Below are 26,795 nucleotides of genomic sequence, written 5' to 3' on the forward strand. Positions count from 1 at the left end.
GCTTAGGCTGTCTGCGCCAGGGAATGAGCGACCGGCGCTGCCGGGGTGCGAGTCAGGCGCAGGGCGTTGAGCACCACCAGCAGGGAGCTGAGCGACATACCCAGGGCGGCCCAGATCGGCGTCACCCAGCCGAGTGCGGCAAACGGCAGAATCAGGCCATTGTACAGGCAGGCCCAGGCCAGATTCTCGACGATGATGCCGCGCGTGCGGCGGGCCAGGGCAAAGGCTTGCACCAGACTGTCTAGGCGATTGGACAGCAGGACCGCATCGGCGCTAGTTTTCGCCAGGTCGGTGGCCGAGCCCATGGCCACGCTGATGTCGGCGGCTGCCAGTACCGGCACGTCGTTAACCCCGTCACCGAGCATCAATACCCGGCGACCCTGGCTGTGCAGTTGCTGCAAGGCGGCGAGCTTGTCGGCTGGGGTCAGACCGCTGCGGGCGTCAGTGATGCCAAGCTCGGCGGCCACTTGCGCCACCATCGGCGAGCTGTCGCCGGACAGCAGCAGGATCTGCCAGCCACGCTCACGGCAGGCATCGATCAGGGCTGGGGCATCGCTGCGCAGACGGTCATCGAGCACCAGCCAGGCGAGCGGGGCGTGCTCGTCACCGAGTAATAACCATTGCCCCTGGTCGCCGGGAATTATTGGCGTAGGTGTGTTGCTCAGGGCGGCGACGAAGGCCGGTTGGCCGATGCGCAGGCGCTGGCCATTGACCACGCCTTCAAGCCCCAGTCCGGGGTGGCTGTCGACCTGTTCGGCAGCCCAGGGCGCGCGGCCAAAGGCGCGGGCGATGGGGTGCTCGGAGCGATTTTCCAGGGCAGCGGCCAGGCCCAGGCAGTGGTCAGGCGAATCTCCGCCCAGGGGTTGGATCTCACGCAGGGTCAGGCGGCCTTCGGTGAGAGTGCCGGTCTTGTCGAAAATCACTGTATCGATCTGGTTGAGGCCGTCGAGTACATGGCCGCGGGTCAGCAGCAGGCCGAGTTTGTGCAAGCTGCCGGTGGCGGCGGTGAGTGCGGTCGGCGTAGCCAGCGACAGGGCGCAGGGGCAGGTGGCCACCAGCAGGGCGAGGACGATCCAGAAGGCGCGGTCGGGGTCCAGCTGCCACCAGACCAGGCCCACCCCGGCGGCAGTAGCCAGTACGATCAGCAGGAACCATTGGGCAACCTGATCGGCCAACTGGGCCAGGCGCGGTTTTTCCGCCTGGGCGCGTTCCAGCAGGCGGACGATGGCTGACAGGCGCGTGTCGTTGCCCAGGGCTTCGACGACCACGGTCAACGGGCCTTCGACGTTGAGGGTGCCGGCGGTTACCAGATCGCCAACCTGGCGCGGCAGTGGCAGGTATTCGCCGGTCAGCAGCGACTCGTCGATGCTCGACTGGCCGCTGAGGATGCGTCCGTCCGCAGGCAATAGGGCGCCTGGCGGCACCAGAATATGTTCGCCCAGTTGCAGCTCGCTGAGCAGAATGCGCTGGCTTTGACCCTGTTCGTCCAGGCGCAGGCAGGAGGCCGGCAACAGACTGACCAATTGGGCGGTGGCGGCGGCTGTGCGCTCGCGGGCGCGGCGCTCCAGGTAGCGACCGGCCAGCAGGAACAGGGCAAACATGCCCACGGCGTCGAAATACAGTTCGCCATGTTGATTGACCGTGGACCAGATGCCGGCCACATAGGCACCGCCGATGGCCAGGGACACCGACACGTCCATGGTCAGATGGCGAGTGCGCAGGTCGCGCAGGGCACCTTTGAAAAAGTCGCCACAGCAGTAGAAAACAATCGGTGTGGTTAGAAACAGGCTGACCCAGCGCAGGATGCGGTCCAGATCGCTGGACAGGTCGAGGTTGAACTCCGGCCAGGTGGCCATACTGGCCATCATCACCTGCATCCACAGCATGCCGGCGACACCCAACTGGCGCAGGGCGCGGCGATTTTCCTGGGCCAGTTGTTCCACCGCCTGGTCGGCCTGATAGGGGTGAGCGGCGTAGCCAATGCTGCGCAGGGCCTGGAGTATCTGGCTAAGCGCTAACTGGCTGTCGTCCCAGCTCAGGTACAAACGGTGGTTGGACAGGTTGAGGTTGGCCGCACTGATGCTGCTGAGTTCGCGCAGGTGTTTTTCAATCAACCAGCCACAGGCGGCGCAACTTATGCCTTCGATCAGCAGGCAGGTGCTGGCCAGCGCGCCGCTGTGCTGCACGAAGGCTTGCTGGACATCGCTGCGGTCATAAAGCGCCAACTCATCGCTGAGGGCTTTGGGCAGGGCTTCGGGGTTGGCGGAGGTTTCGCTGCGGTGCTGGTAATAGCTTTCCAGCCCGCCCGCGACAATGGCCTCGGCCACTGCCTGGCAGCCTGGACAACACATGGCCCGCGTCTCACCGAGCACGCGGGCCTGAAAGCGCCCACCGGCAGGAACCGGTAGGCCACAGTGGTAGCAGGGAGTCGGGCTGGCCATTCAGAGCGCGGTCACTGGCCCAATTGCACCGGTGTGCCGGTCACCAGGGTTTGTTCCTCGAACAGGCGCCAGTCCTTGCCGCCTTCCTGGCCAATGATTTCGACAAAGCGCCGACCCTGCACGCTGTCGAGCATCATGCCGCGGTACAGCTTGCCTTCCGCCGGTTGCAGGACGATACGGCGGTCCTTTTCCGGTTGGGTTGGCGAGATCAGGTTGAGGGTCAACTGCTGTGGGCGGCTGAAGCCATTGAGCTCCAGCTGCGCCACCCCGGTTTCATCATTGAGGGTCAGGGTGCCGCTCATCTGCAGCTGTTTGGCCAGTTTTTCCCGGTCCAGCGCGGTGTTAATGCCCTTGCCGGCGTCGTAGTAATTGTCGACCACCAAGCTGTCGCCCTTTTTAATAGCGATGGTCAGCAGCGACAGGCCGAGCACCACGGCAAACGCCAGGATGCCAATGATGAACCACGGCCAGAACTGCTTGTACCAAGGCTCGATAGGGGTATCTGTGTGCATGGGCATCCTAATGTTCAGCGAACGCTGGGGCCGATAAAGCGGCTGTCAGCTTCTTTGGTGATGTCGGGGTTGTCGATGGCCCGAACGCTGAAGAAGACCTCGTTGGCGCTGGAAGGCAGCTTCTCCGGTTCGATGGATAATTCTACCGGCAGGGAGAGAATTTCACCGGCCGCAGCTGTTACCTCGTGTTTACCTTCAAAGACCAAGCCGTCGATACCACGGACTTCGATCGCATAGCGGTGCTCGACCTGATCCTTGTTCATCACCTTGAGGGTGTAGACGTTCTCGATTCGGCCCTGTTCGTTTTCACGGTACAGCACACGGTCCTTGATCACGTCCAGCTGCACCAGCGGGCGCACAGTTACGGCGTAACCAAAGCAGATCATCATCACGGTCAGGGCAATGGCATAGCCGATCAGGCGAGGGCGCAACAGGTGGGTTTTTTGTCCCGACAGGTTGTGCTCGGTGGTGTAGCTGATCAGACCTTTGGGGTAGTCCATCTTCTCCATGATGCTGTCGCAGGCGTCGATGCAAGCGGCGCAGCCGATACATTCAATCTGCAGGCCGTCGCGGATATCGATACCGGTTGGGCAAACCTGAACGCACATGGTGCAGTCGATGCAGTCACCCAGACCTTGAGCCTTGTAGTCGGCGGTCTTTTTGCGTGGGCCACGGTGTTCGCCGCGACGCGGGTCGTAAGAAACAATCAGGGTGTCTTTGTCGAACATCACGCTCTGGAAGCGCGCATAGGGGCACATATAGATGCACACCTGCTCACGCAGCCAGCCGGCATTGCCGTAGGTGCCAAGGGTGAACAGGCCGATCCAGAAGTAGGCCCAGCCATCAGCCGTGCCATCCATCAATTGGCCCAGCAGTTCACGAATGGGGGAGAAGTAGCCGACGAAAGTGAGGCCGGTTGCCAGGCCAATCAGCAGCCAAAGGCTGTGTTTAGCGGCCTTGCGCAAGAACTTCTCTTTGCTCATGGGCGCTTTGTCGAGTTTCATTCGTTGGTTGCGGTCACCCTCGGTGACTTTTTCGCACCACATGAAAATCCACGTCCAGACGCTCTGTGGGCAGGTGTAACCGCACCACACGCGACCGGCAAATACGGTAATAAAAAACAGGCCGAAGGCGCAGATGATCAGCAGCCAGGACAGCAGGACGAAATCCTGTGGCCAGAAGGTGGCGCCGAAGATGTAGAACTTGCGCCCGGGAAGATCCCACCAGACAGCCTGGCGGTCGCCCCAGTTCAGCCAGACGGTGCCGAAATACAAAATAAATAACCAAGCCCCGCCAGCCATTCGCACGTTGCGAAACAGGCCGGTAAAGGCGCGGGTGTAAATGGTGCCGCGACTGGCGTAAAGGTCAACGGTGTTGTCCTTGGCTGTGGCGGGGGTGACATTTTTGACAGGAATCTGTTCGCTCATCGGTGCATACCACGGCAGTGGAGGAATGCCTCGGCCCATTCATGCGGGTCGCGGTCAGGAGCACTTGCGTGCAGGGTTATGATACTCCCCCCTGCATGCAGACGTGGGTGCGACCTATGGTCGCCCGCATCTTGTGCGCTTACAGACTGATTAAAGCAAAACGGCGCCAGGGAAGCCCTGACGCCGCTCAATACATCTCGTCAGAAAACGCTTATTGGGCGTCTTTTTCTACCTGCGAGAGGCTGTACACGTACGCTGCCAGCAAGTGCACTTTGTCGTTGCCAAGGAATGCTTCCTGGCTCGGCATTACGCCCTGACGACCATAGCGAATGGTCTGTTGCAGCTGGGTGAAGCTGGTGCCGTAGATAAACGCCGACGGATTGGTCAGGTTTGGCGCGCCCATGGCGGCTACACCTTTACCCTGTGGGCCGTGGCAGGCAACACAGTTGGTGGCGAAGATCTTCTTGCCGGCTTCGATGTCAGCCTTGGCGCCTTCTGGCAACTTACGGCCAGCCAGTTCGGTCAGTACATAGCCCGAGACGTTTTTCACGCCGCTCTCACCAATCACTTCTGCCCACGCCGGCATCACTGCGTGACGACCTGCGAGCAGAGTGGTCTTGATGGTTTCTGGTTCGCCGCCCCAGCGCCATTCGTTGTCGGTCAGATTCGGGAAGCCATAGGCGCCCTTGGCATCCGAACCGTGGCAAACGGAGCAGTTGGAAGCAAACAGGCGACCGCCCATTTTCAGTGCTTTGTCATCGGCTGCGACTTCGGTAATCGGCATCGCGGCGTATTTGGCGTAGATCGGACCGTACTGAGCGTCGGCCTTGGCCATTTCCTTTTCCCACTGCGCAACACCGGTCCAGCCGCCTTCGTAGCCTGGCAGCAGACCTTTCCAGTTACCCATGCCCGGGTAGAGCACGAGGTAACCGATGGCGAACACGATGGTCAGAATGAACAACATGAACCACCACTTGGGCAGCGGGTTGTCGAATTCTTCAATGCCGTCGAAGGCATGGCCAACGGTTTCTTCGGTGGTGTCTGGGCGCTGCCCTTTACGGGTGGAAAGCACCAGCCAGATCAGCCCCAAGATGGTGCCGCTGGTCAGTAGTGTGACGTACCAACTCCAAAAAGTGGTCATTCGTTCTTGCTCCCGGAAGCTTGTTCTTCACGCTTTTTTGCAGCGATATCGTCGGCAAAGGGCAGGTTGGCAGCTTCATCGAAGCTGCTCTTGCGCTTGCTGTTGTAGGCCCAGATCACCACGCTGATAAATGCAACCAGTACCAGCAGAGTGCCAAGGCCACGGAGAGTCCCGATATCCATCAGCGTTACCGTTTGTTCGTGATGGCGGTGCCAAGGGACTGCAGGTACGCCACCAGGGCGTCCATTTCAGTCTTGCCTTTGACCGCATCTTTGGCGCCAGCAATATCGGCGTCGGTGTACGGCACACCCAGGGTGCGCATGGCCGCCAGCTTGGTGGCGGTGTTTTCGCCGTCCAGCTTGTTCTCTACCAGCCATGGGTACGCCGGCATGATCGACTCAGGCACGACGTTGCGTGGGTTGTAGAGGTGGGCACGGTGCCAGTCATCGGAGTAACGACCGCCAACGCGAGCCAGGTCCGGACCGGTACGCTTGGAGCCCCACAGGAATGGGTGATCCCAGACGCTTTCACCGGCCACCGAGTAGTGACCATAACGCTCGGTCTCAGCACGGAACGGACGGATCATTTGCGAGTGGCAGCCTACGCAACCTTCACGGATGAAGATGTCGCGGCCTTCATGTTGCAGGGCGGTACGTGGCTTCATGCCTTCCACGGGGGTGTTAGTCACGCCCTGGAAAAACAGCGGAACGATCTGTACCAGGCCGCCGATGCTGACGGCCAGGACCATGAACAGGGCCATCAGGCCGATGTTCTTTTCTACGACTTCGTGATTCATCTAGGTTCTCCTTAGGCCATCTGAGCCGCGGATTGCATGGCAACCGGGTCGGCCGCACGTACGGTGCGCCAGGTGTTGTAGGCCATCAGCAGCATGCCGAAGAGGAAGAAGCTGCCGCCGATTGCGCGGACCAGGAAACCTGGGTGGCTGGCTTCCAGTGCTTCGACGAAGGAGTAGGTGAGGGTGCCGTCTTCGTTGACTGCACGCCACATCAGACCCTGAGCGATACCGTTGACCCACATCGAGGCGATGTACAGCACGGTGCCGATGGTGGCGAGCCAGAAGTGCGCGTTGATCAGCGCGACGCTGTGCATCTGATCGCGAGCAAAGACTTTCGGGATCAGGTGGTACAGGGAGCCGATCGAAACCATGGCAACCCAGCCCAAAGCACCAGCGTGTACGTGGCCGATGGTCCAGTCGGTGTAGTGCGACAGGGCGTTGACGGTCTTGATCGCCATCATCGGACCTTCAAAGGTCGACATGCCGTAGAACGCCAGGGACACCACCAAGAAACGCAGGATTGGGTCGCTGCGCAGCTTATGCCAGGCGCCCGAGAGGGTCATCATGCCGTTGATCATGCCGCCCCAGCTTGGCGCCAACAGAATCAGGGACATCGCCATACCCAACGACTGCGCCCAATCTGGCAGCGCGGTGTAGTGCAGGTGGTGAGGGCCGGCCCAGATGTACACGGTGATCAGTGCCCAGAAGTGCACGATCGACAGACGGTACGAGTAGATCGGACGGCCAGCCTGCTTGGGTACGAAGTAGTACATCATCCCCAGGAAGCCCGCTGTCAGGAAGAACCCTACGGCGTTGTGGCCATACCACCACTGGATCATGGCGTCGGTAGCACCGGCGTAGATCGAGTAGGACTTGAACATGCCAACCGGCAGTTCCATGTTGTTGACCAGGTGCAGCAAGGCCACGGTGAGGATGAAACCACCGAAGAACCAGTTGCCGACATAGACGTGCTTGACCTTGCGTTTAACCACAGTGCCGAAGAACACGATCGCGTAGCTGACCCAGACCAGCGTGATCAGGATGTCGATCGGCCACTCCAGTTCGGCGTATTCCTTGGAGGAGGTGTAGCCGAGTGGCAGGGTGATCGCCGCCAAGACAATCACGGCTTGCCAACCCCAGAAGGTGAAGGCAGCCAGACCATCGGAGATCAGGCGGGCTTGCGAGGTGCGTTGCACCACGTAATAAGAAGTAGCGAACAAGGCGCAACCACCGAAGGCGAAAATCACCGCGTTGGTATGCAGAGGACGTAGACGGCCGAAGCTGGTCCACGGAAGGCCGAGGTTGAGTTCTGGCCACACAAGTTGTGAGGCGATCAGAACACCCACACCCATGCCTACGATCCCCCAAATCACCGTCATAATGGCGAATTGGCGGACCACCTTATAGTTATAAGCAGTCGGACTGGTTGCTGAGGTCATGCTTTTGCTTCCACGGTTAATGGAGTTTTCTGGGGACAAAAATCGGCGGCAAGTATGGGCAAAGCAGGTAGCCAATGCAATCAGCAAGGCCCGCGGGACCGGGGTTTGCAGGCCCACCGCGTGGGGAGTTGAACCTCAATGGAGGTTTGCGGTGATGCTTTTAAAGGTCCCAGTAGCCCCATCAATGACAGGGAATTGGCGCGCAGTCCTGATGAATGGCGACTGTGGGCAGCGTAGACCAATGCGGAAGGTTTGTTCGAGGCGAACGGAGAGGGTGCGACACTCTGTCGCGGCTATTGCGGGGAGGAATGTAGGGAAGGCACCTCCCTGTGCCCTGTTTCCCTTTACTGCAACTGCGCCCTGAGTTGTGCGGCTAACCGAGGGCGCAGTGGGCGCCGGCGTTACTCTGCGGCCGGTGCCTGACTGGCTTGTTGCGACAGGCTGAAGACATAAGCTGCCAACAGGTGAACTTTATCGTTCCCCAGGTAGGCGTCCTGTGCTGGCATCTGGCCGTTACGGCCATAGCGGATGGTCTGTTGCAGTTGCGCCATGCTCGAACCATAGATCCAACCTGCTGGGTGGGTCAGGTCCGGAGCACCCATCATCGGCATGCCTTTGCCTTGTGGGCCGTGGCAGGCCATGCAGTTACTGTTGAAGATGGTTTGCCCGGCTTGCAGGTCGGCATTGTTGCCTTCCGGCAGCGGCAAGCCCGCCAGCGAACTGCGCACGTAGGCCGACACGTTCTTCACGCCATCATCGCCAATAATGCTGCCCCAGGCCGGCATGATCGCCATACGGCCGTGCAGAATTGTGGTTTTGATGGTGTCGGGCTCGCCGCCCCAGCGCCAGTTGCTGTCACTCAGGTTGGGGAAGCCGACAGCACCTTTGGCGTCCGAGCCGTGGCAGATCGAGCAGTAGGTTGAAAACAGACGACCGCCCATTTTCAGTGCTTGCTCATCCTTGGCGACGTCGGCAATGGGCATGGCAGCATACTTGGCGTAGATCGGGCCGTACTGCGCATCAGCCTTGTCCACTTCCTTCTGCCATTGCTTGACCTGGGTCCAGCCACCTTCGTAGCCCGGCAGTACACCCTTCCAGTTGCCCAGGCCTGGGTACAGCGCCAGGTAAGCAACGGCAAAGATGATGGTGCCGATGAACAGCATGAACCACCACTTTGGCAGTGGATTGTCATACTCCTCGATGCCATCGAAGGCGTGGCCCATGGTCTGGTCGGTGGTGCCTTTTTTCTCGCCCTTGCGGGTGGCGAACACCAGCCAGAGCAGGGCTAGCAGGGTGCCGATAGTCAGTGCGGTGACGTACCAACTCCAGAATGTACTCATACGTTATTACTCCTAGATGCCTTCTGGGCAGGCGCCTTGACAAGGGACTGGTCGGCGAATGGCAACAATGCAGCTTCATCGAAGGCTGCTTTGCGTTTGCCGCTGTAGGCCCAGAACACGACGCAGATAAATGCGACGAGTACCAGTAATGTGCCCAAGCCGCGTAGGGTTCCTATGTCCATGACGCTTACCTTTTGTTCTTGAGCGCGGTGCCCAGCGATTGCAGGTAGGCCACCATCGCGTCCATCTCGGTTTTACCCGCTACGGCTGCCTGGGCGCCGGCAATGTCGGCATCGGTGTAAGGCACGCCCAAGGTGCGCATGGCTTTCAGCTTGGCGGCGGTGTCCTTGCCGTCCAGCTTGTTCTCTACCAGCCATGGGTACGCCGGCATGATTGACTCAGGCACAACGTTGCGCGGGTTGTAGAGGTGGGCACGGTGCCAGTCATCGGAGTAACGACCGCCAACGCGAGCCAGGTCCGGACCGGTACGCTTGGAGCCCCACAGGAATGGGTGATCCCAGACGCTTTCACCGGCCACCGAGTAGTGACCATAACGCTCGGTCTCAGCACGGAACGGACGGATCATCTGCGAGTGGCAGCCAACGCAACCTTCACGGATGAAGATGTCGCGGCCTTCATGTTGCAGGGCGGTACGCGGCTGCATGCCTTCTACCGGATTATTGGCAACATCCTGGAAGAACAGCGGCACGATCTGCACCAGACCACCGATGCTGACGGCAAGGACCATCAGCAGGGCCATCAGGCCGATATTTTTTTCAACGACTTCGTGATTCATCTTGGTTCTCCTCAGGCCATCTGCGCCGCGGCTTGCATTTCAGCCGGTTTGGCCGCCTGCACGGTGCGCCAGGTGTTGTAGGCCATCAGCAGCATGCCGGTGAAGAAGATCGCGCCGCCGATTACCCGGACGACCATGCCTGGGTGGCTGGCTTCCAGTGCTTCGACGAAGGAGTAGGTGAGGGTGCCGTCTTCGTTGACTGCACGCCACATCAGGCCCTGAGCGATACCGTTGACCCACATCGAGGCGATGTACAGCACGGTGCCGATGGTGGCGAGCCAGAAGTGAGCGTTGATCAGGCCGACGCTGTGCATCTGCTGACGCCCGAAGATTTGCGGAATCAGGTGATACAGCGCACCGATCGACACCATGGCAACCCAGCCCAAAGCACCGGCGTGTACGTGGCCGATGGTCCAGTCGGTGTAGTGCGACAGGGCGTTGACGGTCTTGATCGCCATCATCGGACCTTCAAAGGTCGACATGCCGTAGAACGCCAGGGACACCACCAGGAAGCGCAGGATCGGGTCGCTGCGCAGCTTATGCCAGGCGCCCGAGAGGGTCATCATGCCGTTGATCATGCCGCCCCAGCTTGGCGCCAGCAGTACCAGCGACATCACCATGCCCAGCGACTGCGCCCAATCTGGCAGTGCGGTGTAGTGCAGGTGGTGAGGACCGGCCCAGATGTACACGGCGATCAGTGCCCAGAAGTGCACGATCGACAGGCGATAGGAGTAAACCGGACGGCCAGCCTGCTTGGGTACGAAGTAGTACATCATCCCCAGGAAGCCCGCTGTCAGGAAGAACCCTACGGCGTTGTGACCGTACCACCACTGCACCATGGCATCAGTTGCGCCCGAGTACAGTGAGTAGGATTTGGTCAGGGTGACTGGCAGTTCCAGGTTGTTCACCAGGTGCAGCAGGGCCACGGTGATGATGAACGCGCCAAAGAACCAGTTACCGACATAGATGTGCTTGGTAGTCCGCTTCATCACGGTACCGAAGAACACGATCGCGTAGCTGACCCAAACGATGGTGATCAGGATATCGATCGGCCATTCCAGCTCGGCATATTCCTTGGAGCTGGTCAGGCCCAGCGGCAAGGTGATGGCTGCGAGCAGGATCACCAGTTGCCAGCCCCAGAAGGTGAAACCTGCCAATTTGCCGGCGAACAGCCGGGTCTGGCAGGTGCGCTGTACCGAGTAGTACGAGCAGGCGAACAGTGCGCAACCGCCAAAGGCGAAGATCACTGCGTTGGTGTGCAACGGGCGCAAGCGGCCGAAGCTGGTCCACGGTAGGCCAAAGTTAAGATCCGGCCACGCGAGTTGCGCGGCAATGAATACGCCGAGTCCCATCCCGACGATTCCCCAAATCACCGTCATAATGGCGAATTGGCGGACCACCCTGTAGTTGTAGGCGGTACTGGTTGCTGTGTTCATGTATGGGCTTCCATCCACGGTTATAGGCAGATTCTTCTAAAAAGCAGGGTAAGCATGGTCAAAGGCGTAATGGGCGATATTGACAAGGGTCAATGTCCGCATGGTCAGTGCGGTCATGAAGAGCATGGGCAGTGGCTGTGGAACAGGCCGATGGGCTCGGCCCTAGGCTGCCTGATCCTGGCGCACGGGGCGGGTGCACCGATGGACAGCCTGTTTATGCAACAAATGGCTGAAAGCCTTGCTGCGCGTGGGGTTGCGGTGCTGCGCTTTGAGTTCGCTTACATGGCGTTGCGGCGGGCTGGCGGGGGACGTCGTCCACCCAATCCGCAGGCCCAATTGCTGCAGCAATGGCGGCTGGTGTACCAGCAGGTGCGACAGACAGTCGCGGGGCCGCTGGTGATCGGCGGTAAGTCCATGGGTGGGCGCATGGCCAGCCTGCTGGCTGACGAGCTGCGTGCCGATGGCCTGGTTTGCCTGGGCTATCCCTTTTACGCGGCCGGCAAGCCGGAAAAGCCACGGGTGGCTCATCTTGCCGAGCTAAAGACCCCGACCCTGATCATTCAGGGGGAGCGCGATGCGTTGGGTAATCGGGCGGCGGTGGCGAGTTATACGCTGTCGAGTGCCGTCGAATTGCTCTGGCTGGCGGTGGCCGACCATGACCTCAAGCCTCTAAAGGCCTCAGGGTTCACTCAGCAGCAATATTTGCATCAGGCCGCGGATGCCATTGCAGCATTTATGCTGCAGCGGCAGACCGCTGCAGCATCCAGACTGTGATTTAGCGATTAAAACGCTCCACCAGGGAGAACTGGCCTCGGGCTGTATCTAGCAAGCGATTACTGAGTTCGGAGGTCTGCTCAGCCTGCTCGGCGGTCTGTTCGGTCAGTTGGGCGATGGTGATCACTTTGCGGTTGACGTCCTCGGCCACGGCGCTTTGCTCTTCAGATGCAGCCGCAATCTGGTTGGCCATGTCGGTGATATGGCCCACGGCGTCACTGATGCCGACCAGGGCGTCGTCCGCTTTCTGTACTTGCTCGACCCCCTCATCTGCCTGGCGCTGGCCATTCTCCATGGTCAAAACGGCTTCCTGAGCGGTGCGTTGCAGCTTGGCAATCAACTGGTGAATTTGCCCGGTGGACTCACCCGTGCGTTGCGCCAGTGAGCGCACCTCGTCAGCCACCACGGCAAAGCCACGGCCCATTTCGCCGGCGCGTGCGGCTTCGATGGCGGCGTTCAGGGCCAGCAGGTTGGTTTGATCGGCAATTCCCTTGATCACATCGACCACGCCACCAATCTCGCTGCTGTCCTTGGCCAGGCGTGTGACGGTTTCGCCGGTGTCGGCCACGGCCTGGGCCAGGTTACGGATCGCCTCGCGTGCCTCATCGGTAATCTTGCGGCCTTGCTGGGTTAATTGGTTGGCTTTCTGGGTGGCATCGGCGGTGCGTTGAACGTTGCTCGCGACTTCCTGGGTGGTGGCAGCCATTTGATTGACTGCCGTGGCCACTTGCTCGGTTTCTTGGCGTTGGCTGTCCAGGCTTGCGGCGCTGCTGCGGGCCAGGGCGCCAGTGTCGCTGGCCTGGCGGGTCAGGTGCTCGGCAGTGTCCTGCAGGCGGGTTAGGCAGGTGCGCAGGTGGGCCTGTTGGCTGCGCATGGACATTTCCACCTGGGCTTCCAGGCCCTGACTGTCGGTGTACATGAGCGCAATCAGCGGATCAGCGTTGGCCCGTTCGGCAACTTTTGCCAGGCGGTGCAAGCCTTGGCTTTGCCAGCGCACGCCGGCTAACCCCAGCGGTATGATCACGAGGATGCTGGTTAGGTAGCTCCAGCCCCCCGGTATCAGGTGACCGAGCACGTTACCGAGCAGCACCGCGCATAGGAACGGCAGCCAGAACCGCAGCAAGGGTATCAAGCGGTTGGTTGCCGGAATCGCCGCCTTGCCGCTGTTGATCCGTTGGTACAGGGCTTCGGCCCGGCTGATTTGCTTGGGTGTGGGCTTGACCCGCACGGACTCGAAGCCAACCACTTGGTTATTCTCGTAGATCGGCGTCACATAGGCGTTGACCCAGTAAAAATCGCCGTTCTTGCAGCGGTTCTTGACGATGCCCATCCATGGTTTGCCCTGCTTGAGGGTTTCCCACATATGGGCAAATACGGCTGACGGTACATCGGGATGGCGCACCAGGTTGTGCGGTGCGTTCATCAGCTCTTCGCGACTGAAGCCGCTGATAGTGATGAACACCTCATTGCAGTAAGTGATCATGCCCTTGAGGTTGGTGGTGGAGATCAGGTGCTGATTTTCACTGACCTGATGCTCGCGTTGAGTCACGGGCTGGTTATTACGCATGGCAAGGTTCCATTTTAGTTATCTCCGTGCATCGACCGTTTGACCCAAAAGTTGAGCAATTCACGAGTTAATACAGTGTAAGTGGCTTTGCTGACGTGGCCAGTCGCTTGTTTGTCACTCGTCTGGAAGGTCTGCGTGAGTTGCAGCTTGGGCTCGAGAGGCTTTGTGCGCGTCGTTTGGGTGAACTCCGCTATCATGCCGACCCTGAGGAGATCACCATGAATACTTTGTTGCTGCATTGCCGCCCCGGTTTTGAGGGGGAGGTGTGTGCCGAACTGTCGGAACACGCGGCCCGTCTGGGTGTTGCCGGCTATGCCAAGGGCAAGGCCAGCAGTGCCTGTGCCGAGTTCGTCTGCAGTGAGGCGGGTGGCGCGCAGAAGCTGATGCGCGTGCCTTTCAGCAGCTTGATCTTTCCGCGCCAGTGGGCGCGCGGCGAGTTTGTGCAATTGCCGGAAACTGATCGCATCAGCGTGCTGCTGGCCCAACTGGGCGACTACCCGGTGTGTGGCAGCCTGTGGCTGGAAGTTCTGGATACTAACGATGGCAAAGAGCTGTCGAACTTCTGCAAGAAGTTCGAGGCGCCGCTGCGCAAGGCCCTGAGCAAGGCCGGACGGCTGGTGGACGACCCCAGCCTGCCGCGCCTGCTGCTGACATTCAAAAGTGGCCGAGAGGTGTTTCTCGGCCTGGCCGAGCCGAGTAACTCGGCACACTGGCCCATGGGCATCCCGCGACTGAAGTTCCCCCGTGAAGCACCCAGCCGCTCCACCCTCAAGCTGGAGGAGGCCTGGCATCAATTTATTCCTCGCGACCAGTGGGATGAGCGCCTGGCAGCGGGCATGACCGCCGTCGATCTGGGTGCCGCGCCCGGTGGCTGGACCTGGCAGCTGGTTAATCGGCACATGCAGGTGATCGCCATCGACAACGGACCTATGGCCGAAAGCCTGATGGACACTGGCCTGGTCGAGCATTTGCAGGCCGATGGCTTCACCTTCAAGCCGCGTAAGCCAGTGGACTGGATGGTCTGCGACATCGTCGAAAAGCCGGCACGCAGCGCGGCTCTGCTGGAAACCTGGCTGGGCGAGGGCTTGTGCCGCGAAGCAGTGGTCAACCTTAAATTGCCGATGAAGCAGCGCTATGCAGAGGTAAAGCGTCTGCTGGAGCGCATCGCCGATGGCTTCACGGCGCGCGGCATTCGTGTGTCGATTGCTTGCAAGCAGCTTTATCACGATCGGGAAGAAGTGACCTGCTATCTGCGGCGCCTGGACAAGCGTTAGTCGCCCGCTGCAGCACGACCGGAACAGGGAGATACGTTCAGGTGAAAGATAAAATGCCGTCGTTGCTGGGCACTTACGCCCGTTTGCTGCTGATTCGGCGGCACGGGCTGCGCGCGGGCGAGCATCTGCCGCGGTTGCATATCGAGTGCCGCAGCCTGAGCTTTGAACCGCGCAAGATTGCAGCCTACCGCCGTGTGTGCGGGCTGGATAAGACCGAGAGCGTACCGCTGCTGTATCCCCAGGTGTTGCTGATGCCGTTGCACATGCGCCTGGTCAGCGATGGGCGGATGCCGGTGCAGCCCATGGGGCTGGTGCATGTGCGCAACCATGTGCAGCGCTATCACGCCATGCCGGTGGGGCAAAAGGTCGACCTGCGCTGTCGCATCCTCGGCGAGCGGCGCACGACGCAGGGGCTGGAGTTCGATATTGGCAGTGAGATCTGGCATGCCGGCGCCCTGTGCTGGCAGGCCATCAGTACCTATCTGGCTCGTGGTGATTATCTAAACGGGCAGGCGCCGGCGGCCTTGCCGGGGCGCGCCAACTGGGCGCTATTACCGGCAACCTGTCCAGCGGCAACCTGGTCTGTGCCGGTCAATATTGGTTGGCGCTTTGCCCGCGTCAGTGCGGATTTCAATCCGATCCATCTGTGGGCGCCGGCGGCCAGAGCCTGTGGTTTTCCGCGAGCCTTTGCCCACGGCATGTGGAGCCTGGCCCGCAGCCTGGCAGGGCAGGCATTGCCCGTAACGGTGCGTCTGGATGTGCAGTTCAAGGCGCCGCTGCTGCTCGGCAGCCACGTGTTGCAGGAGCACAGTCAGGCCGGCGCTTGCCGGCAGTGGCGCTTGCTGGCGGCGGATACTCAGCGGCCTCTGCTGGTGGCCCAACTGCAGCATGGGCCGGTGCAAGCGTTAAACCTGACCAGCTGATCCGTGGCCGGCCGTTGCCTGGGTGACCGGGCGGGCGCTTTCGGTGACAATGCCTGCCTGATTTTGGAGCCCTATATGCTTTTGCAACCCGATGCGATTCTTGATGCCAGCGGCCTCAACTGCCCCGAGCCGGTGATGATGTTGCACAACAAGGTGCGTGACCTGCCCGCCGGCGGCCTGCTCAAAGTGATTGCCACCGACCCTTCGACCCGTCGCGATATTCCCAAGTTTTGCCTGTTTCTCGGCCATGAACTGCTCGAGCAGCAGGTCGAGGCGGGCAGCTACCTGTATTGGATCAAAAAGAAGACCGACTGATTGTCTTGAGGTCTGCTAGGTGCCGCTCAGTGCGGCGCACTGGCAGCCGCCATCGGTTGCATGCGAATACGCCGCTTGGCGCTGCGCATCAGCCGAATGCCGAGCATCAGTGCTGCGCAGGTCAAGCCGACAATCAGTCCCTGCCACAAACCGCGCGGCCCCGAGGCTGGGCCCCAAAGGTCGGTCAAACCGAAGCAGTAGCCCACGGGCAGGCCAATACCCCAGTAGGCAAACAGGGTCAGCAGCATGGTTACCCGCGTGTCCTGGTAACCCCGCAAGGCGCCGGCGGCAGTCACCTGAATCGCATCGGAAAACTGGAATAGCGCCGAGTAAATAATCAGCCCGGTGGCAATGGCGATCACGGCACTGTCCGGGGTGTAGAGGCGAGCGATGTGTTCGCGGGTCAGGAGCATGGCGCTCGCAGAGACGCATGCGTAGGCCAGCGCAACGCCCATGCCGACGCCAGCGGCAAAGCGTGCTTCGCGCGGCTCGCCGCGGCCCAGGGCCTGGCCGACCCGAACGGTGACCGCCATGCCCAGGGCATAAGGGATCATGAACACCATGGAGCTGAAGTTGAGGGCGATCTGGTGGCCGGCCACCACGCTGGCCCCCAGGCCGCCGATCAACAGGGCGATGACCGAGAAGATGCTGGCCTCGGCAAACACTGCCACACCAATCGGTACGCCGACGGAGAGCAGGCGTTTGAGCATTGCCCAGTTAGGCCAGTCAAAGCGCTGAAATAGTTGGTTAGCTTTGTAGTACGGTGCCCAGGTCACCCACCAGAGCATGCCCAGCAACATTGCCCACATCACCAAACCCGTCGCCCAGCCGCAGCCGACCCCGCCCATGGCCGGCAGGCCCAGCTTGCCGTAGATAAAGATGTAATTGAGCGGGATATTCAGCAGCAGGCCCACCAAGCCCAGCATCATGCTTGGCCGGGTGTGGCCCAGACCGTCGCTGTAGCAGCGCAGCACGTGGTACAGCGCCACGGCCGGGAAGCCACAGGCGACTGGCCGCAGGTAGCCCATCGACGGCTCGATCAATTGCGGGTCGACGTTCATCCAGTGCAGCACGCTTTCCGCGTTCCACAGCAACAGGCCGGCGCCACAGCCCACCAGCAGCGCCAGCCACAGGGCCTGGCGCACCAATGGGCCGATTTCACCATGCAGGCCGCCACCAAAGCGCTGGGCGACCTTGGGCGTGGTGGCCAGCAGGATGCCGGTCATCAGCAGAAACACCGGCACCCAGATCGAGTTGCCGAGGGCTACGGCGGCCAGGTCACGCGGGCTTACGCGGCCGGCCATGACCGTATCGACAAAGCCCATGGCGGTATTGGCTAGCTGGGCAATCATGATCGGGGCGGCGAGTCCCAGCAGGCTGCGCAGCTCGATGCGCAGGCGGCCAAGGCGGGTGAGGGTGGGCATGAAACTATCCATCTGGTCAGCAAGCCAGCCAGTCTACGCGCTGCGTCGCGACCTGGCCAAGCAACAACCCCTGAGGTGTCGCCCCAGTGCGCCCTGGATGACGCATTTGCACAGGGATAACGCGGCTCGCAATGTACCGGCAACACCTTCTAGAATGGCGGCCGGTTTAGCGGAGGCCCCCCATGCGCATTGTCGCCGACGAAAATATACCCCTGCTGGATGAGTTTTTTGCCGGGCACGGTGCCATTCGCCGCCTGCCGGGCCGGGCCATCTCAGCCGCCGATGTGGCGGATGCCGATGTGCTCTTGGTGCGCTCGGTCACCCGTGTCGATCAGGCCTTGCTGCAGGGCAGCCCGGTGCGTTTTGTCGGCACCTGCACCATCGGCACCGACCACCTGGCGCTGGATTACTTTGCCGCGGCCGACATCGCCTGGGCCAGTGCACCGGGCTGCAATGCCCGTGGCGTGGTCGATTACGTACTTGGCAGTTTGCTGGCCCTGGCTGAGCGTGAAGGCGTCGAGCTTGCGCAGCGGACTTACGGTGTGGTCGGTGCCGGCCAGGTTGGTGGCCGGCTGGTCAAGGTCATGCGTGCGTTGGGCTGGCGCGTGCTGGTTTGCGATCCGCCGCGACAGGCGGCCGAGGGCGGCGATTACGTCAGCCTGGAGACGCTGCTCAGCCAGTGCGATGTGCTCAGTCTGCACACGCCGCTGACGGCGGATGGCCCGCTGGCGACGCGACATTTACTCAGCACCGAACAACTGCAGGCGCTACGGCCGGGCGCTTGGCTGATCAATGCCAGTCGCGGTGCGGTGGTGGACAACGCCGCGCTCTACCAGGTGCTGCAGCAACGCCGCGATTTGCAGGTGGTGCTGGATGTGTGGGAGGGCGAGCCGTTGGTGGATGTGCCTTTGGCAGGCCTGTGCCGCATCGCCACGCCGCACATTGCCGGTTACAGCCTGGATGGCAAATTGCGCGGTACGGCGCAGATCTATCAGGCCTTTTGCGCCTGGCAGCAGCTGCCTGCCAGTATCGAATTGGCCCAGTTGCTGCCTGCGCCCTGGCTGCCGACGCTGCAACTGGACGGCCGCTGCGACCCCGCTTGGGCGCTGACCACCCTGTGCCGTGCCGTGTATGACCCGCGCCGCGACGATGCGGATTTCCGCCGTAGCCTGAGCGGTGATGCTACTACCCGGCGCAGTGCCTTCGATGCGTTGCGCAAGCACTACCCCTATCGCCGTGAAACCGATGGTCTGCGTGTGGCGCTGAACGCGCCAACGCAGGCGTTGCAGCAGCTGATCAGTGCCTTGGGTGCCAACCTGCAGATGTTGGAGCAATAAAAAGCCCGGCGTAAACGCCGGGCTGGATACGCTTGCTCGCAGCGCTTAGGGGCGTTTGCGCAGCGGCTGGCAATGGTGCTCAAGGTCGCGACAGGCGCGTTGGATCATGCTCTCGGTAATCGGGATTTCGCGACCCTGAGCATCAATGAACGCGCCGCCCAGCAGGGCCTGGCGAGTGAGTGTGCTGTTGCGCGGTGCGGAAGCGGTTTTTTGCATGCCCATGGTCGGTCTCCTTGTCGGCGGGTTGCTGCACAGTAGTCAATTAAGGTGACGGTGCGGTGACAAAGCGTGGGCGAATGGGTTGGCTTCGTCGCTTGAATTCGCGGCTCGCTGCGTTCACGGTTCATTTAATTGCGCTGCTTCCCTTCACCGGATGCCGCTTGCTGAGAGAGTTGTATGTCGCGTTTCCACCTTGGTTTGATCATCAACCCGCTGGCCGGTCTGGGTGGCAGTGTGGCCCTCAAGGGTAGCGATGGGGTCGCTGCTCAAGCCCTGGCGTTGGGTGCCGAACCACGGGCGGCGGCGCGCACGCGGATCGCCCTGGAGTCGTTGCTGCCGATTGCCGAGCGCGTGCAGTTCGTCACCTTTGCCGGTGCCATGGGCGCCGACTTGTTGGCGGCCATGGGCTTTGCCTATCGCATTCTGGGGCCTGAGCAGCTACCCCTCAGCAGTGCGGCGGACACCCAGGCGGCGGTGCTGGCCCTACAGGCCGAAGGCGTGGCGCTGCTGCTGTTTGCCGGCGGTGATGGCACGGCGCGGGATGTGTGTGCGGTGGCGGCGGCCACCCAGCCGGTGCTGGGTATTCCCGCTGGGGTGAAGATCCATTCCGGGGTGTATGCCATCAGCCCGCGGGCGGCCGGTGATCTGGCCCGGCGCCTGGTGGAAGGCGGTCTGGTGCGCTTGGCCAGCGGCGAAGTGCGTGACCTCGATGAAGCGGCCCTGCGTGACGGTCGGGTGGCGGCGCGCTGGTATGGCGAACTGACAGTGCCGGTGGAAGGCCACTTTATGCAGCAGGTCAAACAGGCCGGCATGGAGTCGGAGGAGCTTGTCCTGGTGGAGCTGGCCGACTGGCTGCAGGACAGTTGGGAAGCGGACGTGCGCTATGTGTTCGGTCCTGGCTCAACGCTGCATGGCCTGGCCAGTAATCTCGGTTTGACCACCACCTTGCTCGGGGTGGATGTGATCGAGAATGGTCAGGTGCTCGCCCGTGACGTCAACGAACAGCAACTGTATGAGCTGGTGCGTGAGCATCCGAGCCGCCTGTTGGTCACGGCCATCGGTGGCCAGGGCCATATCATCGGGCGCGGCAACCAGCAGATCAGTCCACGGGTGTTGCGTGCGATCGGCCTTGAGCATCTGCGGGTGGTGGCCACCAAGCGCAAGTTGGCCACCCTGGCTGGCCGGCCGTTGCTGGTGGACAGCGGCGACCCGCAATTGGACGGTGAATTTCCCGATGCCGTACGGGTGTGGACCGGCTACCAGGAAGAGATGCTTTACCCGCTGGGTTGGTCGGCCGCGTGCTTGGCGGCTGCGGTTGATGGCGACGCTGAAGCCTGTGGTAATAAATAAACCGGCCGGTTTAGATATGCTGCTGGCTTCCTGGGCTGCCAGCGGGGCATTATCGGCGCTTTAGTCCATTTGCCGGATGCTCGTTATGCCTGCTGCCTTGTCTTCCCGTCGTCGCAGTGCCTTGCGCATGGCTCGCCGCTTTGTCGCCCCTTATCGTTGGCAAGTGCTGGGGGCGCTGTTGGCGCTGATGTTTACCGCCGCTATTACGTTGTCCATGGGGCAGGGCATCCGCCTGCTGGTGGATCAGGGTCTGGCCACGCAATCCCAGGCTGCGCTGAATCAGTCGATCGGGCTGTTTTTTGTCCTGGTGCTGGCGCTGGCGGTGGGCACCTTTACGCGTTTCTATCTGGTCTCGTGGATCGGCGAGCGCTTTGTCGCCGATATCCGCATGCGCGTGTTCAATCACCTGATCAACCTGCATCCGGGCTTTTACGAGAGCAACCGCAGTTCAGAGATCCAGTCGCGCCTGACTGCCGACACCACCTTGTTGCAGACGGTTATCGGCTCGTCGCTGTCGATGGCACTGCGCAACCTGTTGATGCTGATTGGCGGCATCATTTTGCTGTTTGTCACCAACCCAAAGCTGACCGCCATTGTGATCGTGGCACTGCCGCTGGTGGTGGCACCGATTCTGATCTTCGGTCGCCGGGTGCGGGCCTTGTCGCGGCAGACTCAGGATCGGGTGGCTGATGTTGGCAGCTACGTGGGCGAAACCCTCGGTCAGATCAAGACGGTGCAGGCCTACAACCACCAGGAGCAAGACAAGCAACACTTCAGCAATGCTGTGGAAGCGGCGTTCACTACGGCTGGTCAGCGTATTCGTCAGCGCGCCTGGCTGATTACCGTGGTGATCGTGCTGGTGCTCGGCGCCGTGGGTTTGATGCTCTGGGTCGGCGGCATGGACGTGATTGCAGGCACCATCAGTGGCGGCGAATTGGCGGCGTTCGTGTTTTACAGCCTGATCGTCGGCATGGCCTTCGGTGCGATCAGTGAAGTGATCGGCGAGCTACAGGCCGCTGCCGGTGCCGCGGAACGAATCGCCGAGTTATTGCAGGCGGAAAACGCCATCTTGCCGCCGGCCCAGGGCCTGCAACAGCTGCCGGCGCGGGTTAGCGGGCGGATTGAGTTGCAGCAGCTGCGCTTCGCCTATCCCAGTCGGCCGGAGCGTTGGGCCATTGATGGCATCGATTTGCAGATAGAGCCTGGAGAAACCCTGGCGCTGGTGGGGCCTTCCGGCGCCGGTAAGTCGACCTTGTTTGATCTGCTGCTGCGCTTTTTTGACCCGCAAGGTGGGCGCATTTTGCTCGAAGGCGTGCCGTTGCAGCAGTTGGCGCCGGAGGATATTCGCCGCTGTTTCGCCCTGGTGGCGCAGAACCCGGCGCTGTTCTTCGGCAGCGTGGCCGACAACCTGCGCTACGGTAATCCTGCCGCCAGTCAGGCGGAGATCGAAGCCGCCGCCAAGGCTGCCCATGCCCACGAGTTCATCATGCACATGCCCGAGGGCTATCAGACGCATCTGGGTGAGGGGGGGCTGGGGCTGTCTGGTGGCCAGCGTCAGCGCCTAGCGATTGCTCGGGCGCTGCTGGTGGATGCGCCGATCCTGCTGCTGGACGAGGCCACCAGCGCGCTGGATGCGGAGAGTGAACACCTGATCCAGCAGGCGTTGCCGCGCCTGATGCAAGGGCGCACTACCCTGGTGATTGCCCATCGCCTGGCGACGGTAAAAAGCGCCGATCGCATCGCTGTGATCGATCACGGCAAATTGCTGGCCATCGGCACCCACGCCGAACTGGTGGCCAGCAACCCGCTGTATGCGCGCCTGGCCGAGTTGCAGTTCAGCAGCGAGGCGGCCCAGGAGTAAGGTTCTGCAGGCAATAAAAAACCGGCCAAGGCCGGTTTTTTATTAGCGCGACTGACTCAGCGATATTCGCAGAGGTAGGCGGTGTCCTGGGTGACTTTCAGCTGGAACTTGCTGTTGGCCGGTACGGTGAATTGGCTGCCGCTGGTGAAGTCTTCCCAGCTGTCGCTGCCCGGCAGTTTGACGGTTAGGGCGCCAGCAATCACGTGCATGACTTCCAGTTGGCTGGTGCCGAATTCATATTCGCCCGCGGCCATCACGCCGATGGTCGCTGGGCCTGCAGTCATGCCGAAGGCAATGGATTTGACGCTGCCGTCGAAGTACTCGTTGACCTTGAACATGGGGATTCCTCGAAGGGGGTTAAAAAAGGGTGGCCAGTATGCCCAAGCCGCTTCGGGGCGTCATCCGCTTTGCATGGGTTTATGCCGGCAGCAGCAATGGCAGCAGGCGGGCGGTATTGCGTGCATCTTCCAAGGCGCGGTGCTGCTGGCCATTGAACTGCAAGCCCGCCAGTTGCAGGGCGCTTTTTAGCCCTACCGCACGTTGCAGTTGGCGGGCCTCGGCAAAGCGTTGCTTGAGGTTGAGGTGCGGCACTTGGCTGATCAGGCTGTTGAGGTTGTGGCGCTGCCATTCCAGCTCAAGCTGCTTGCGGTCGTAGTCGCCCCAACTGCCCCAGCCCGCCAGCTGTGGCTGGTGATGGCCAAGCCAACGCTCGAATTGCGCCCAGACCATGGGTAGCGGTGCGGCGCTGTCGATCTGCTCCTGGCTGATGTGCGTCAGCTGGCGGCAGAAACCGGTTAATAGCGGTCGCCGCTGGGGGCGCACGAAGCGCTGAAAATGATCGACCTCATGGCCGAGGCGATTGACCACGCTGGCGCCGATTTCAATGATTTCCATCTGTTCCAGCGGCCAGCCGCCTTCCTCGGTGGTGGCCTCCAGATCAATCACGAGCCAATGTTGCATATGCCCTCCTTAGCGATGGCGCCAGTATGGCCGGCCTTGCCTGGCCCGGCAAACGCCGTGCTAGGCTCTGCAAAATCACTCGGGGAGCACGCAAATGGCAAAGGTCAGCTTTATCGGGCTGGGCGTAATGGGGTATCCGATGGCCGGGCATCTGGCTGCCGAAGGCCATGAGGTGTGTGTCTACAACCGCAGCCCCGGCAAGGCGCAAAGCTGGGTCGCCCGGTTTGCCGGAGAGCTTGCCGCCACCCCGCGTGAGGCCGCTGTAGGGGCCGAGTTTGTGATGACCTGTGTGGGCAATGATGATGATTTGCGCAGCGTGGTGCTGGGCGCTGATGGTGCCTTTGCCGGGATGGCGCCGGGCGCGGTCTTGATCGATCACACCACGGCGTCGGCCACCGTCGCGCGGGAGCTGGCGGTGCTGGCAGCGGAACGTGAACTGGGCTTTCTCGATGCGCCGGTGTCAGGTGGTCAGGCGGGCGCCGAGAGTGGTCTGTTGACGGTGATGGTCGGTGGCGAGGCGGCGATCTATGCGCGGGCACTGCCGGTCATCGAAGCCTACGCCAAGATGGTGCGCCTGATGGGGCATGCCGGCAGCGGCCAGTTGACCAAGATGGTCAACCAGATCTGCATCGGCGGCTTGGTGCAGGGCCTGGCCGAGGCGCTGCACTTTGCCCAATGCGCGGGCCTGGATGCCGAGGGCGCCATGGCGGTGATCAGCAAGGGCGCGGCGCAGTCCTGGCAATTGGAGCATCGCCACGCCAGCATGTTGGCGGGTGAGTTTGAACATGGCTTTGCTGTGGACTGGATGCGCAAGGACCTATCAATCCTGCTGGAAGAGGCGCGGCGTAACGGTGCGCAGTTGCCGGTGACGGCGCTGGTCGATCAGTTTTATGCCGACGTGCAGGCCATGGGCGGTGGACGCTGGGACACGTCAAGCCTGTTGGCGCGGTTGAAGCCGGCTAAATAGCGTGGCTGTGACTGTGCAGCACTGCGTGCGCGGCAGGCAAACATCTGCACTCAGCTAATCAAGTAAAGAAGCGCCTGCCAAGCGCTGGCGCTGCAGCCTGGGGTGCTTGTGAGTAAACTGGCGGCTTTACGCGAGCGGAAATGGGTTATGCAGTGTCGTGTGGGGTGCGGCGCCTGTTGTATTGCGCCTTCAATCAGTTCGGCCATACCCGGTATGCCCAACGGCAAGCCGGCAGGTCAGCGTTGCGTGCAGTTAAATGCGCAAAATCAGTGTTTGTTGTTTGGCTTGCCGGAGCGTCCCGCCGTATGCAGCGCTTTCAATGCCGATGAGCACGTGTGTGGCAAAACCGATACCGAAGCCTTGCAGTTGCTGACCTGGTTGGAGCAGGCCACGACCGTGAGTGCAGACGCCTAAAAATGAGGCTCATTAATGGAAGCAATTGTATGACGCGGAGTAATGGATGAGCCGATTCAGGTGGATGCTGGTTGCTGCGGCGTTGAGTTGCGCCACGCCGGCGGTTGGCGCCCAAGACTGGCAACTGGTCAAGGACGAGGAGGGGATTCAGGTCTATCTGGCGGCGGTGCCCGGTTCTTCCTACAAGGCTTATCGCGGCGTGGCCACTATCAAGGCATCAATCGAGCGACTGCGCAGCTTGCAGGAGGATGTGCAGGCTTCTTGTCAGTGGATATTTCAGTGCCAGGAGCAAAAGATGCTCAAATCCGATGGCGCGCAAAGCTGGATGTACAGCCGCTTCAACACGCCGTGGCCGGTTGCGCCGCGCGATTCGGTGTTGCATATCACGACGTCGGTGGCCGCTGATGGCACATTGAGGCGACAAATTCAGGCGTTACCTGATTATTTGCCGGTTAAAGATGGGCTGGTGCGCGTCAGTCGTGTCGACGGCTACTGGTCGCTCACGCCCAGTGCTGGAGGCGTTGTAGAGGTGGTTTACGAGGCGCACACAGAGCCCGGAGGCAGTGTGCCATCCTGGCTGGCTAACAGCTTTGTCGTGGATGCACCGTTCGAAACGCTGCAGGCTTACCGGGCGTTGGCTGAAGGGCGGTGAAGCCGCTTTTGGTGCGGGGCTGTGCGCCGTTAGGCTGAGCCGACTGCCAGGTATGCGCAGTCGGCTCGGTGCGTGCTGGCGGAGCTTACTCCGCCGAGCTGTGCAGGCTTTCCGCGGCGTACAGGGTGTTTTCCAGCAGGCAGGCGCGCGTCATCGGGCCGACACCGCCGGGTACGGGGGTGATCCAGCCAGCGCGCGGCAGGGCAGTGTCGAATACCACATCGCCAATCAGCTTGCCGTCAGCCTGACGGTTAATGCCGACGTCGATAACGATGGCGCCTTGCTTGATCCATTCGCCTTTGACCAGGCCTGGTTTACCGGCCGCCACGACCACCAGGTCGGCACTGGCCAGATGGCCGGGCAGATCCTTGGTGAAGCGGTGAGTGACGGTCACAGTGCAGCCGGCCAGCAGCAGTTCAAGGGCCATCGGTCGCCCCACAATGTTGGAGGCGCCAACAATCACGGCGTGCATGCCATGCAGGTCGGCTCCCGTACTTTCCAGCAGGGTCATGATGCCTTTGGGGGTGCAAGGGCGTAGCAGTGGAATGCGCTGGGCCAGGCGGCCGACGTTGTAGGGGTGGAAGCCGTCGACATCTTTATCCGGACGAATGCGCTCGAGCAGTTGCGAGGCGTCCAGATGTGCAGGCAGGGGCAATTGCACCAGGATGCCATCAATTTCCGCAGAGTCATTGAGGCTGTCGATCAGGCTCAGCAGTTCAGTCTGGCTGGTGCTGGCGGGCAGGTCGTAAGCCTTGGACATAAAGCCGACTTCTTCACAGTCTTTACGCTTGTGCGAGACATAAACCTCGGAAGCCGGGTCATTGCCCACCAGGATGACCGCCAGGCCGGGGGCGCGCAGGCCGCGCTGGCGGCGCTCGGCGACACGTTGGGCAATTTGCTGGCGGAGGCTGGCGGCAATCGCTTTACCGTCGATCAGTTGTGCGGTCATGTCGCTTGGTTAACCATTGGAATGAATTAAAAAAGGATGCGCATTCTCGCATGGACCGCTGCGTGGGCAAAGGCGCTGCCCGGTCAATTTAAGCTAACTCCTTTATCTCGCTCATTTTTTTTAATTTTCCTGTTGACGCTTTAGGGCTCGCTATATAACATTCGCCCCGCTTGTCGAGCACAGCTAGCTGCTGGGTAACAAGGTTAATAGCATCGTTACAGGATGCGACTAAAGCCGAAGCTTTTAGTCTGCGCTTAAAGCAAGATGCAGATGAATAAGTGCCCGTAGCTCAGTTGGATAGAGCATCCGCCTTCTAAGCGGATGGTCGCAGGTTCGAGTCCTGCCGGGTGCGCCATTTGGCAGCTTGGCACAAGCAATGCAATATGGTGGGCGTAGCTCAGTTGGTAGAGCACAGGATTGTGACTCCTGGTGTCGTGGGTTCGATCCCCATCGTCCACCCCATATTTCAAAACCCCAGGCA

At 61.2% G+C, this 26,795-nt stretch carries 27 protein-coding genes, 2 tRNA genes and 1 pseudogene; 12 read left to right on the plus strand and 18 right to left on the minus strand.

Annotated elements, in window-relative coordinates; all coding sequences use genetic code 11:
- Positions 1 to 2: 2 nt before the first annotated feature.
- The 11 genes from AC56DI_RS03670 to ccoN (AC56DI_RS03720) form a co-directional block, all read right to left on the minus strand.
- Positions 3 to 2,441 (minus strand): heavy metal translocating P-type ATPase, encoded by a 2,439-nt coding sequence (locus AC56DI_RS03670; RefSeq protein ID WP_496344987.1) that lies wholly within the window; start codon positions 2,439 to 2,441, stop codon positions 3 to 5.
- A gap of 11 nt (positions 2,442 to 2,452) precedes the next feature.
- Positions 2,453 to 2,953 carry a FixH family protein gene (locus AC56DI_RS03675; RefSeq protein ID WP_496344988.1) on the minus strand — a complete coding sequence of 167 codons (501 nt, stop codon included), beginning with the start codon at positions 2,951 to 2,953 and terminating at the stop codon, positions 2,453 to 2,455.
- A 14-nt stretch (positions 2,954 to 2,967) separates the two neighbouring features.
- A complete protein-coding gene (gene ccoG / locus AC56DI_RS03680; RefSeq protein ID WP_496344989.1) occupies positions 2,968 to 4,380 on the minus strand; it encodes a cytochrome c oxidase accessory protein CcoG in 1,413 nt (470 codons plus the stop codon).
- Positions 4,381 to 4,591: 211 nt separating this feature from the next.
- Positions 4,592 to 5,521: a cytochrome-c oxidase, cbb3-type subunit III gene (gene ccoP, locus AC56DI_RS03685; RefSeq protein ID WP_496344990.1), complete on the minus strand. Its 930-nt coding sequence runs from the start codon at positions 5,519 to 5,521 to the stop codon at positions 4,592 to 4,594.
- On the minus strand, positions 5,518 to 5,703 hold the full coding sequence (locus tag AC56DI_RS03690) for a cbb3-type cytochrome oxidase subunit 3 (RefSeq protein ID WP_496344991.1): 186 nt from the start codon (positions 5,701 to 5,703) through the stop codon (positions 5,518 to 5,520). The genes ccoP (AC56DI_RS03685) and AC56DI_RS03690 overlap by 4 nt, the downstream gene beginning before the upstream one ends.
- Positions 5,704 to 5,708: 5 nt before the next feature.
- Positions 5,709 to 6,317 (minus strand): cytochrome-c oxidase, cbb3-type subunit II, encoded by a 609-nt coding sequence (gene ccoO / locus AC56DI_RS03695; RefSeq protein WP_496344992.1) that lies wholly within the window; start codon positions 6,315 to 6,317, stop codon positions 5,709 to 5,711.
- Between the two features lie 11 nt (positions 6,318 to 6,328).
- Positions 6,329 to 7,756: a cytochrome-c oxidase, cbb3-type subunit I gene (ccoN, locus tag AC56DI_RS03700; protein ID WP_496344993.1), complete on the minus strand. Its 1,428-nt coding sequence runs from the start codon at positions 7,754 to 7,756 to the stop codon at positions 6,329 to 6,331.
- A gap of 401 nt (positions 7,757 to 8,157) precedes the next feature.
- Positions 8,158 to 9,096 carry a cytochrome-c oxidase, cbb3-type subunit III gene (gene ccoP / locus AC56DI_RS03705; protein ID WP_496344994.1) on the minus strand — a complete coding sequence of 313 codons (939 nt, stop codon included), beginning with the start codon at positions 9,094 to 9,096 and terminating at the stop codon, positions 8,158 to 8,160.
- Positions 9,093 to 9,278: a cbb3-type cytochrome oxidase subunit 3 gene (locus tag AC56DI_RS03710; protein WP_324520964.1), complete on the minus strand. Its 186-nt coding sequence runs from the start codon at positions 9,276 to 9,278 to the stop codon at positions 9,093 to 9,095. Before AC56DI_RS03710 ends, ccoP (AC56DI_RS03705) begins: the two co-directional genes overlap by 4 nt.
- A 5-nt stretch (positions 9,279 to 9,283) precedes the next feature.
- On the minus strand, positions 9,284 to 9,892 hold the full coding sequence (gene ccoO / locus AC56DI_RS03715) for a cytochrome-c oxidase, cbb3-type subunit II (protein ID WP_324520966.1): 609 nt from the start codon (positions 9,890 to 9,892) through the stop codon (positions 9,284 to 9,286).
- An 11-nt stretch (positions 9,893 to 9,903) separates the two neighbouring features.
- Positions 9,904 to 11,328: a cytochrome-c oxidase, cbb3-type subunit I gene (gene ccoN, locus AC56DI_RS03720; RefSeq protein WP_422586692.1), complete on the minus strand. Its 1,425-nt coding sequence runs from the start codon at positions 11,326 to 11,328 to the stop codon at positions 9,904 to 9,906.
- A gap of 54 nt (positions 11,329 to 11,382) precedes the next feature.
- On the opposite strand from ccoN (AC56DI_RS03720), the gene AC56DI_RS03725 reads away from it, so the two are divergent.
- A complete protein-coding gene (locus AC56DI_RS03725) occupies positions 11,383 to 12,102 on the plus strand; it encodes an alpha/beta family hydrolase (protein ID WP_496344995.1) in 720 nt (239 codons plus the stop codon).
- 1 nt (position 12,103) lies between these two features.
- Here AC56DI_RS03725 and AC56DI_RS03730 read toward each other — a convergent pair whose 3' ends face one another.
- Positions 12,104 to 13,177 carry a methyl-accepting chemotaxis protein gene (locus AC56DI_RS03730; protein WP_496345253.1) on the minus strand — a complete coding sequence of 358 codons (1,074 nt, stop codon included), beginning with the start codon at positions 13,175 to 13,177 and terminating at the stop codon, positions 12,104 to 12,106.
- 210 nt (positions 13,178 to 13,387) lie between these two features.
- Positions 13,388 to 13,669: pseudogene (locus AC56DI_RS03735) on the minus strand (PAS domain-containing protein); the annotation flags it as partial.
- 218 nt (positions 13,670 to 13,887) lie between these two features.
- On the opposite strand from AC56DI_RS03735, the gene rlmM reads away from it, so the two are divergent.
- From rlmM to tusA, 3 genes are all read left to right on the plus strand, one after another.
- Positions 13,888 to 14,943, plus strand: a complete 1,056-nt coding sequence (rlmM, locus tag AC56DI_RS03740; protein ID WP_496344996.1) for a 23S rRNA (cytidine(2498)-2'-O)-methyltransferase RlmM — start codon at positions 13,888 to 13,890, stop codon at positions 14,941 to 14,943.
- 53 nt (positions 14,944 to 14,996) lie between these two features.
- Complete coding sequence (locus tag AC56DI_RS03745; RefSeq protein ID WP_496344997.1) at positions 14,997 to 15,866, plus strand: MaoC family dehydratase; 870 nt, start codon at positions 14,997 to 14,999, stop codon at positions 15,864 to 15,866.
- Between the two features lie 75 nt (positions 15,867 to 15,941).
- Positions 15,942 to 16,181, plus strand: a complete 240-nt coding sequence (tusA, locus tag AC56DI_RS03750; RefSeq protein ID WP_324520977.1) for a sulfurtransferase TusA — start codon at positions 15,942 to 15,944, stop codon at positions 16,179 to 16,181.
- A gap of 26 nt (positions 16,182 to 16,207) precedes the next feature.
- On the opposite strand, the gene AC56DI_RS03755 is transcribed toward tusA, so the two are convergent.
- A complete protein-coding gene (locus AC56DI_RS03755; RefSeq protein WP_496344998.1) occupies positions 16,208 to 17,605 on the minus strand; it encodes an MATE family efflux transporter in 1,398 nt (465 codons plus the stop codon).
- Between the two features lie 182 nt (positions 17,606 to 17,787).
- On the opposite strand from AC56DI_RS03755, the gene pdxB reads away from it, so the two are divergent.
- A complete protein-coding gene (gene pdxB, locus AC56DI_RS03760) occupies positions 17,788 to 18,942 on the plus strand; it encodes a 4-phosphoerythronate dehydrogenase PdxB (protein ID WP_496344999.1) in 1,155 nt (384 codons plus the stop codon).
- Between the two features lie 45 nt (positions 18,943 to 18,987).
- Here the strand turns inward: pdxB and AC56DI_RS03765 are convergent, their stop codons facing one another.
- Entirely contained in the window at positions 18,988 to 19,164 is a 177-nt protein-coding gene (locus tag AC56DI_RS03765) for a PA1571 family protein (RefSeq protein ID WP_496345000.1), read from the minus strand.
- Positions 19,165 to 19,338: 174 nt separating this feature from the next.
- Between AC56DI_RS03765 and AC56DI_RS03770 the strand changes: the two genes are divergently transcribed.
- Together AC56DI_RS03770 and AC56DI_RS03775 are read left to right on the plus strand one after the other, a co-directional pair.
- Positions 19,339 to 20,511, plus strand: coding sequence for an ATP-NAD kinase family protein (locus tag AC56DI_RS03770; protein ID WP_496345001.1), 1,173 nt, complete (start codon positions 19,339 to 19,341; stop codon positions 20,509 to 20,511).
- A gap of 85 nt (positions 20,512 to 20,596) precedes the next feature.
- On the plus strand, positions 20,597 to 22,372 hold the full coding sequence (locus tag AC56DI_RS03775) for an ABC transporter transmembrane domain-containing protein (RefSeq protein WP_496345002.1): 1,776 nt from the start codon (positions 20,597 to 20,599) through the stop codon (positions 22,370 to 22,372).
- 56 nt (positions 22,373 to 22,428) lie between these two features.
- Here AC56DI_RS03775 and ppnP read toward each other — a convergent pair whose 3' ends face one another.
- Positions 22,429 to 22,710: a pyrimidine/purine nucleoside phosphorylase gene (gene ppnP / locus AC56DI_RS03780; RefSeq protein WP_496345003.1), complete on the minus strand. Its 282-nt coding sequence runs from the start codon at positions 22,708 to 22,710 to the stop codon at positions 22,429 to 22,431.
- Positions 22,711 to 22,789: 79 nt separating this feature from the next.
- The gene (locus tag AC56DI_RS03785) at positions 22,790 to 23,332 is read right to left on the minus strand and encodes a 3'-5' exonuclease (protein ID WP_496345004.1); all 543 of its coding nucleotides are present in this window, start codon (positions 23,330 to 23,332) and stop codon (positions 22,790 to 22,792) included.
- Between the two features lie 67 nt (positions 23,333 to 23,399).
- Here AC56DI_RS03785 and AC56DI_RS03790 point away from each other — a divergent pair, with 67 nt between their 5' ends.
- From AC56DI_RS03790 to AC56DI_RS03800, 3 genes are all read left to right on the plus strand, one after another.
- Positions 23,400 to 24,299: an NAD(P)-dependent oxidoreductase gene (locus AC56DI_RS03790; RefSeq protein ID WP_496345254.1), complete on the plus strand. Its 900-nt coding sequence runs from the start codon at positions 23,400 to 23,402 to the stop codon at positions 24,297 to 24,299.
- A 147-nt stretch (positions 24,300 to 24,446) separates the two neighbouring features.
- Positions 24,447 to 24,713, plus strand: a complete 267-nt coding sequence (locus AC56DI_RS03795) for a YkgJ family cysteine cluster protein (RefSeq protein WP_496345005.1) — start codon at positions 24,447 to 24,449, stop codon at positions 24,711 to 24,713.
- Between the two features lie 46 nt (positions 24,714 to 24,759).
- The gene (locus AC56DI_RS03800) at positions 24,760 to 25,365 is read left to right on the plus strand and encodes an START domain-containing protein (protein ID WP_496345006.1); all 606 of its coding nucleotides are present in this window, start codon (positions 24,760 to 24,762) and stop codon (positions 25,363 to 25,365) included.
- A gap of 85 nt (positions 25,366 to 25,450) precedes the next feature.
- Here the strand turns inward: AC56DI_RS03800 and folD are convergent, their stop codons facing one another.
- A complete protein-coding gene (gene folD, locus AC56DI_RS03805; RefSeq protein ID WP_496345007.1) occupies positions 25,451 to 26,314 on the minus strand; it encodes a bifunctional methylenetetrahydrofolate dehydrogenase/methenyltetrahydrofolate cyclohydrolase FolD in 864 nt (287 codons plus the stop codon).
- Positions 26,315 to 26,592: 278 nt separating this feature from the next.
- Between folD and AC56DI_RS03810 the strand changes: the two genes are divergently transcribed.
- Positions 26,593 to 26,669, plus strand: a tRNA-Arg gene (locus AC56DI_RS03810).
- Between the two features lie 31 nt (positions 26,670 to 26,700).
- A tRNA-His gene (locus tag AC56DI_RS03815) sits at positions 26,701 to 26,776 on the plus strand.
- Positions 26,777 to 26,795 lie beyond the last annotated feature (19 nt).

This window comes from Pseudomonas sp. BGA-UO-ETr-WB11, assembly GCF_059567785.1.

Coding starts and splice junctions, on each gene's coding strand:
- AC56DI_RS03670 (WP_496344987.1), bottom strand. CDS start 2,441: ATGGCCAGCCCGACTCCCTGCTACCACTGTGGCCTACCGGTTCCTGCC.
- AC56DI_RS03710 (WP_324520964.1), bottom strand. CDS start 9,278: ATGGACATAGGAACCCTACGCGGCTTGGGCACATTACTGGTACTCGTC.
- AC56DI_RS03690 (WP_496344991.1), bottom strand. CDS start 5,703: ATGGATATCGGGACTCTCCGTGGCCTTGGCACTCTGCTGGTACTGGTT.
- AC56DI_RS03765 (WP_496345000.1), bottom strand. CDS start 19,164: ATGGGCATGCAAAAAACCGCTTCCGCACCGCGCAACAGCACACTCACT.
- AC56DI_RS03725 (WP_496344995.1), top strand. CDS start 11,383: ATGGTCAAAGGCGTAATGGGCGATATTGACAAGGGTCAATGTCCGCAT.
- ccoP (WP_496344990.1), bottom strand. CDS start 5,521: ATGACCACTTTTTGGAGTTGGTACGTCACACTACTGACCAGCGGCACC.
- AC56DI_RS03745 (WP_496344997.1), top strand. CDS start 14,997: ATGCCGTCGTTGCTGGGCACTTACGCCCGTTTGCTGCTGATTCGGCGG.
- AC56DI_RS03675 (WP_496344988.1), bottom strand. CDS start 2,953: ATGCACACAGATACCCCTATCGAGCCTTGGTACAAGCAGTTCTGGCCG.
- AC56DI_RS03785 (WP_496345004.1), bottom strand. CDS start 23,332: ATGCAACATTGGCTCGTGATTGATCTGGAGGCCACCACCGAGGAAGGC.
- ccoP (WP_496344994.1), bottom strand. CDS start 9,096: ATGAGTACATTCTGGAGTTGGTACGTCACCGCACTGACTATCGGCACC.
- ppnP (WP_496345003.1), bottom strand. CDS start 22,710: ATGTTCAAGGTCAACGAGTACTTCGACGGCAGCGTCAAATCCATTGCC.
- ccoG (WP_496344989.1), bottom strand. CDS start 4,380: ATGAGCGAACAGATTCCTGTCAAAAATGTCACCCCCGCCACAGCCAAG.
- pdxB (WP_496344999.1), top strand. CDS start 17,788: ATGCGCATTGTCGCCGACGAAAATATACCCCTGCTGGATGAGTTTTTT.
- ccoO (WP_324520966.1), bottom strand. CDS start 9,892: ATGAATCACGAAGTCGTTGAAAAAAATATCGGCCTGATGGCCCTGCTG.
- rlmM (WP_496344996.1), top strand. CDS start 13,888: ATGAATACTTTGTTGCTGCATTGCCGCCCCGGTTTTGAGGGGGAGGTG.
- folD (WP_496345007.1), bottom strand. CDS start 26,314: ATGACCGCACAACTGATCGACGGTAAAGCGATTGCCGCCAGCCTCCGC.
- AC56DI_RS03775 (WP_496345002.1), top strand. CDS start 20,597: ATGCCTGCTGCCTTGTCTTCCCGTCGTCGCAGTGCCTTGCGCATGGCT.
- ccoO (WP_496344992.1), bottom strand. CDS start 6,317: ATGAATCACGAAGTCGTAGAAAAGAACATCGGCCTGATGGCCCTGTTC.
- AC56DI_RS03800 (WP_496345006.1), top strand. CDS start 24,760: ATGAGCCGATTCAGGTGGATGCTGGTTGCTGCGGCGTTGAGTTGCGCC.
- AC56DI_RS03770 (WP_496345001.1), top strand. CDS start 19,339: ATGTCGCGTTTCCACCTTGGTTTGATCATCAACCCGCTGGCCGGTCTG.
- ccoN (WP_422586692.1), bottom strand. CDS start 11,328: ATGAACACAGCAACCAGTACCGCCTACAACTACAGGGTGGTCCGCCAA.
- tusA (WP_324520977.1), top strand. CDS start 15,942: ATGCTTTTGCAACCCGATGCGATTCTTGATGCCAGCGGCCTCAACTGC.
- AC56DI_RS03755 (WP_496344998.1), bottom strand. CDS start 17,605: ATGCCCACCCTCACCCGCCTTGGCCGCCTGCGCATCGAGCTGCGCAGC.
- AC56DI_RS03795 (WP_496345005.1), top strand. CDS start 24,447: ATGCAGTGTCGTGTGGGGTGCGGCGCCTGTTGTATTGCGCCTTCAATC.
- ccoN (WP_496344993.1), bottom strand. CDS start 7,756: ATGACCTCAGCAACCAGTCCGACTGCTTATAACTATAAGGTGGTCCGC.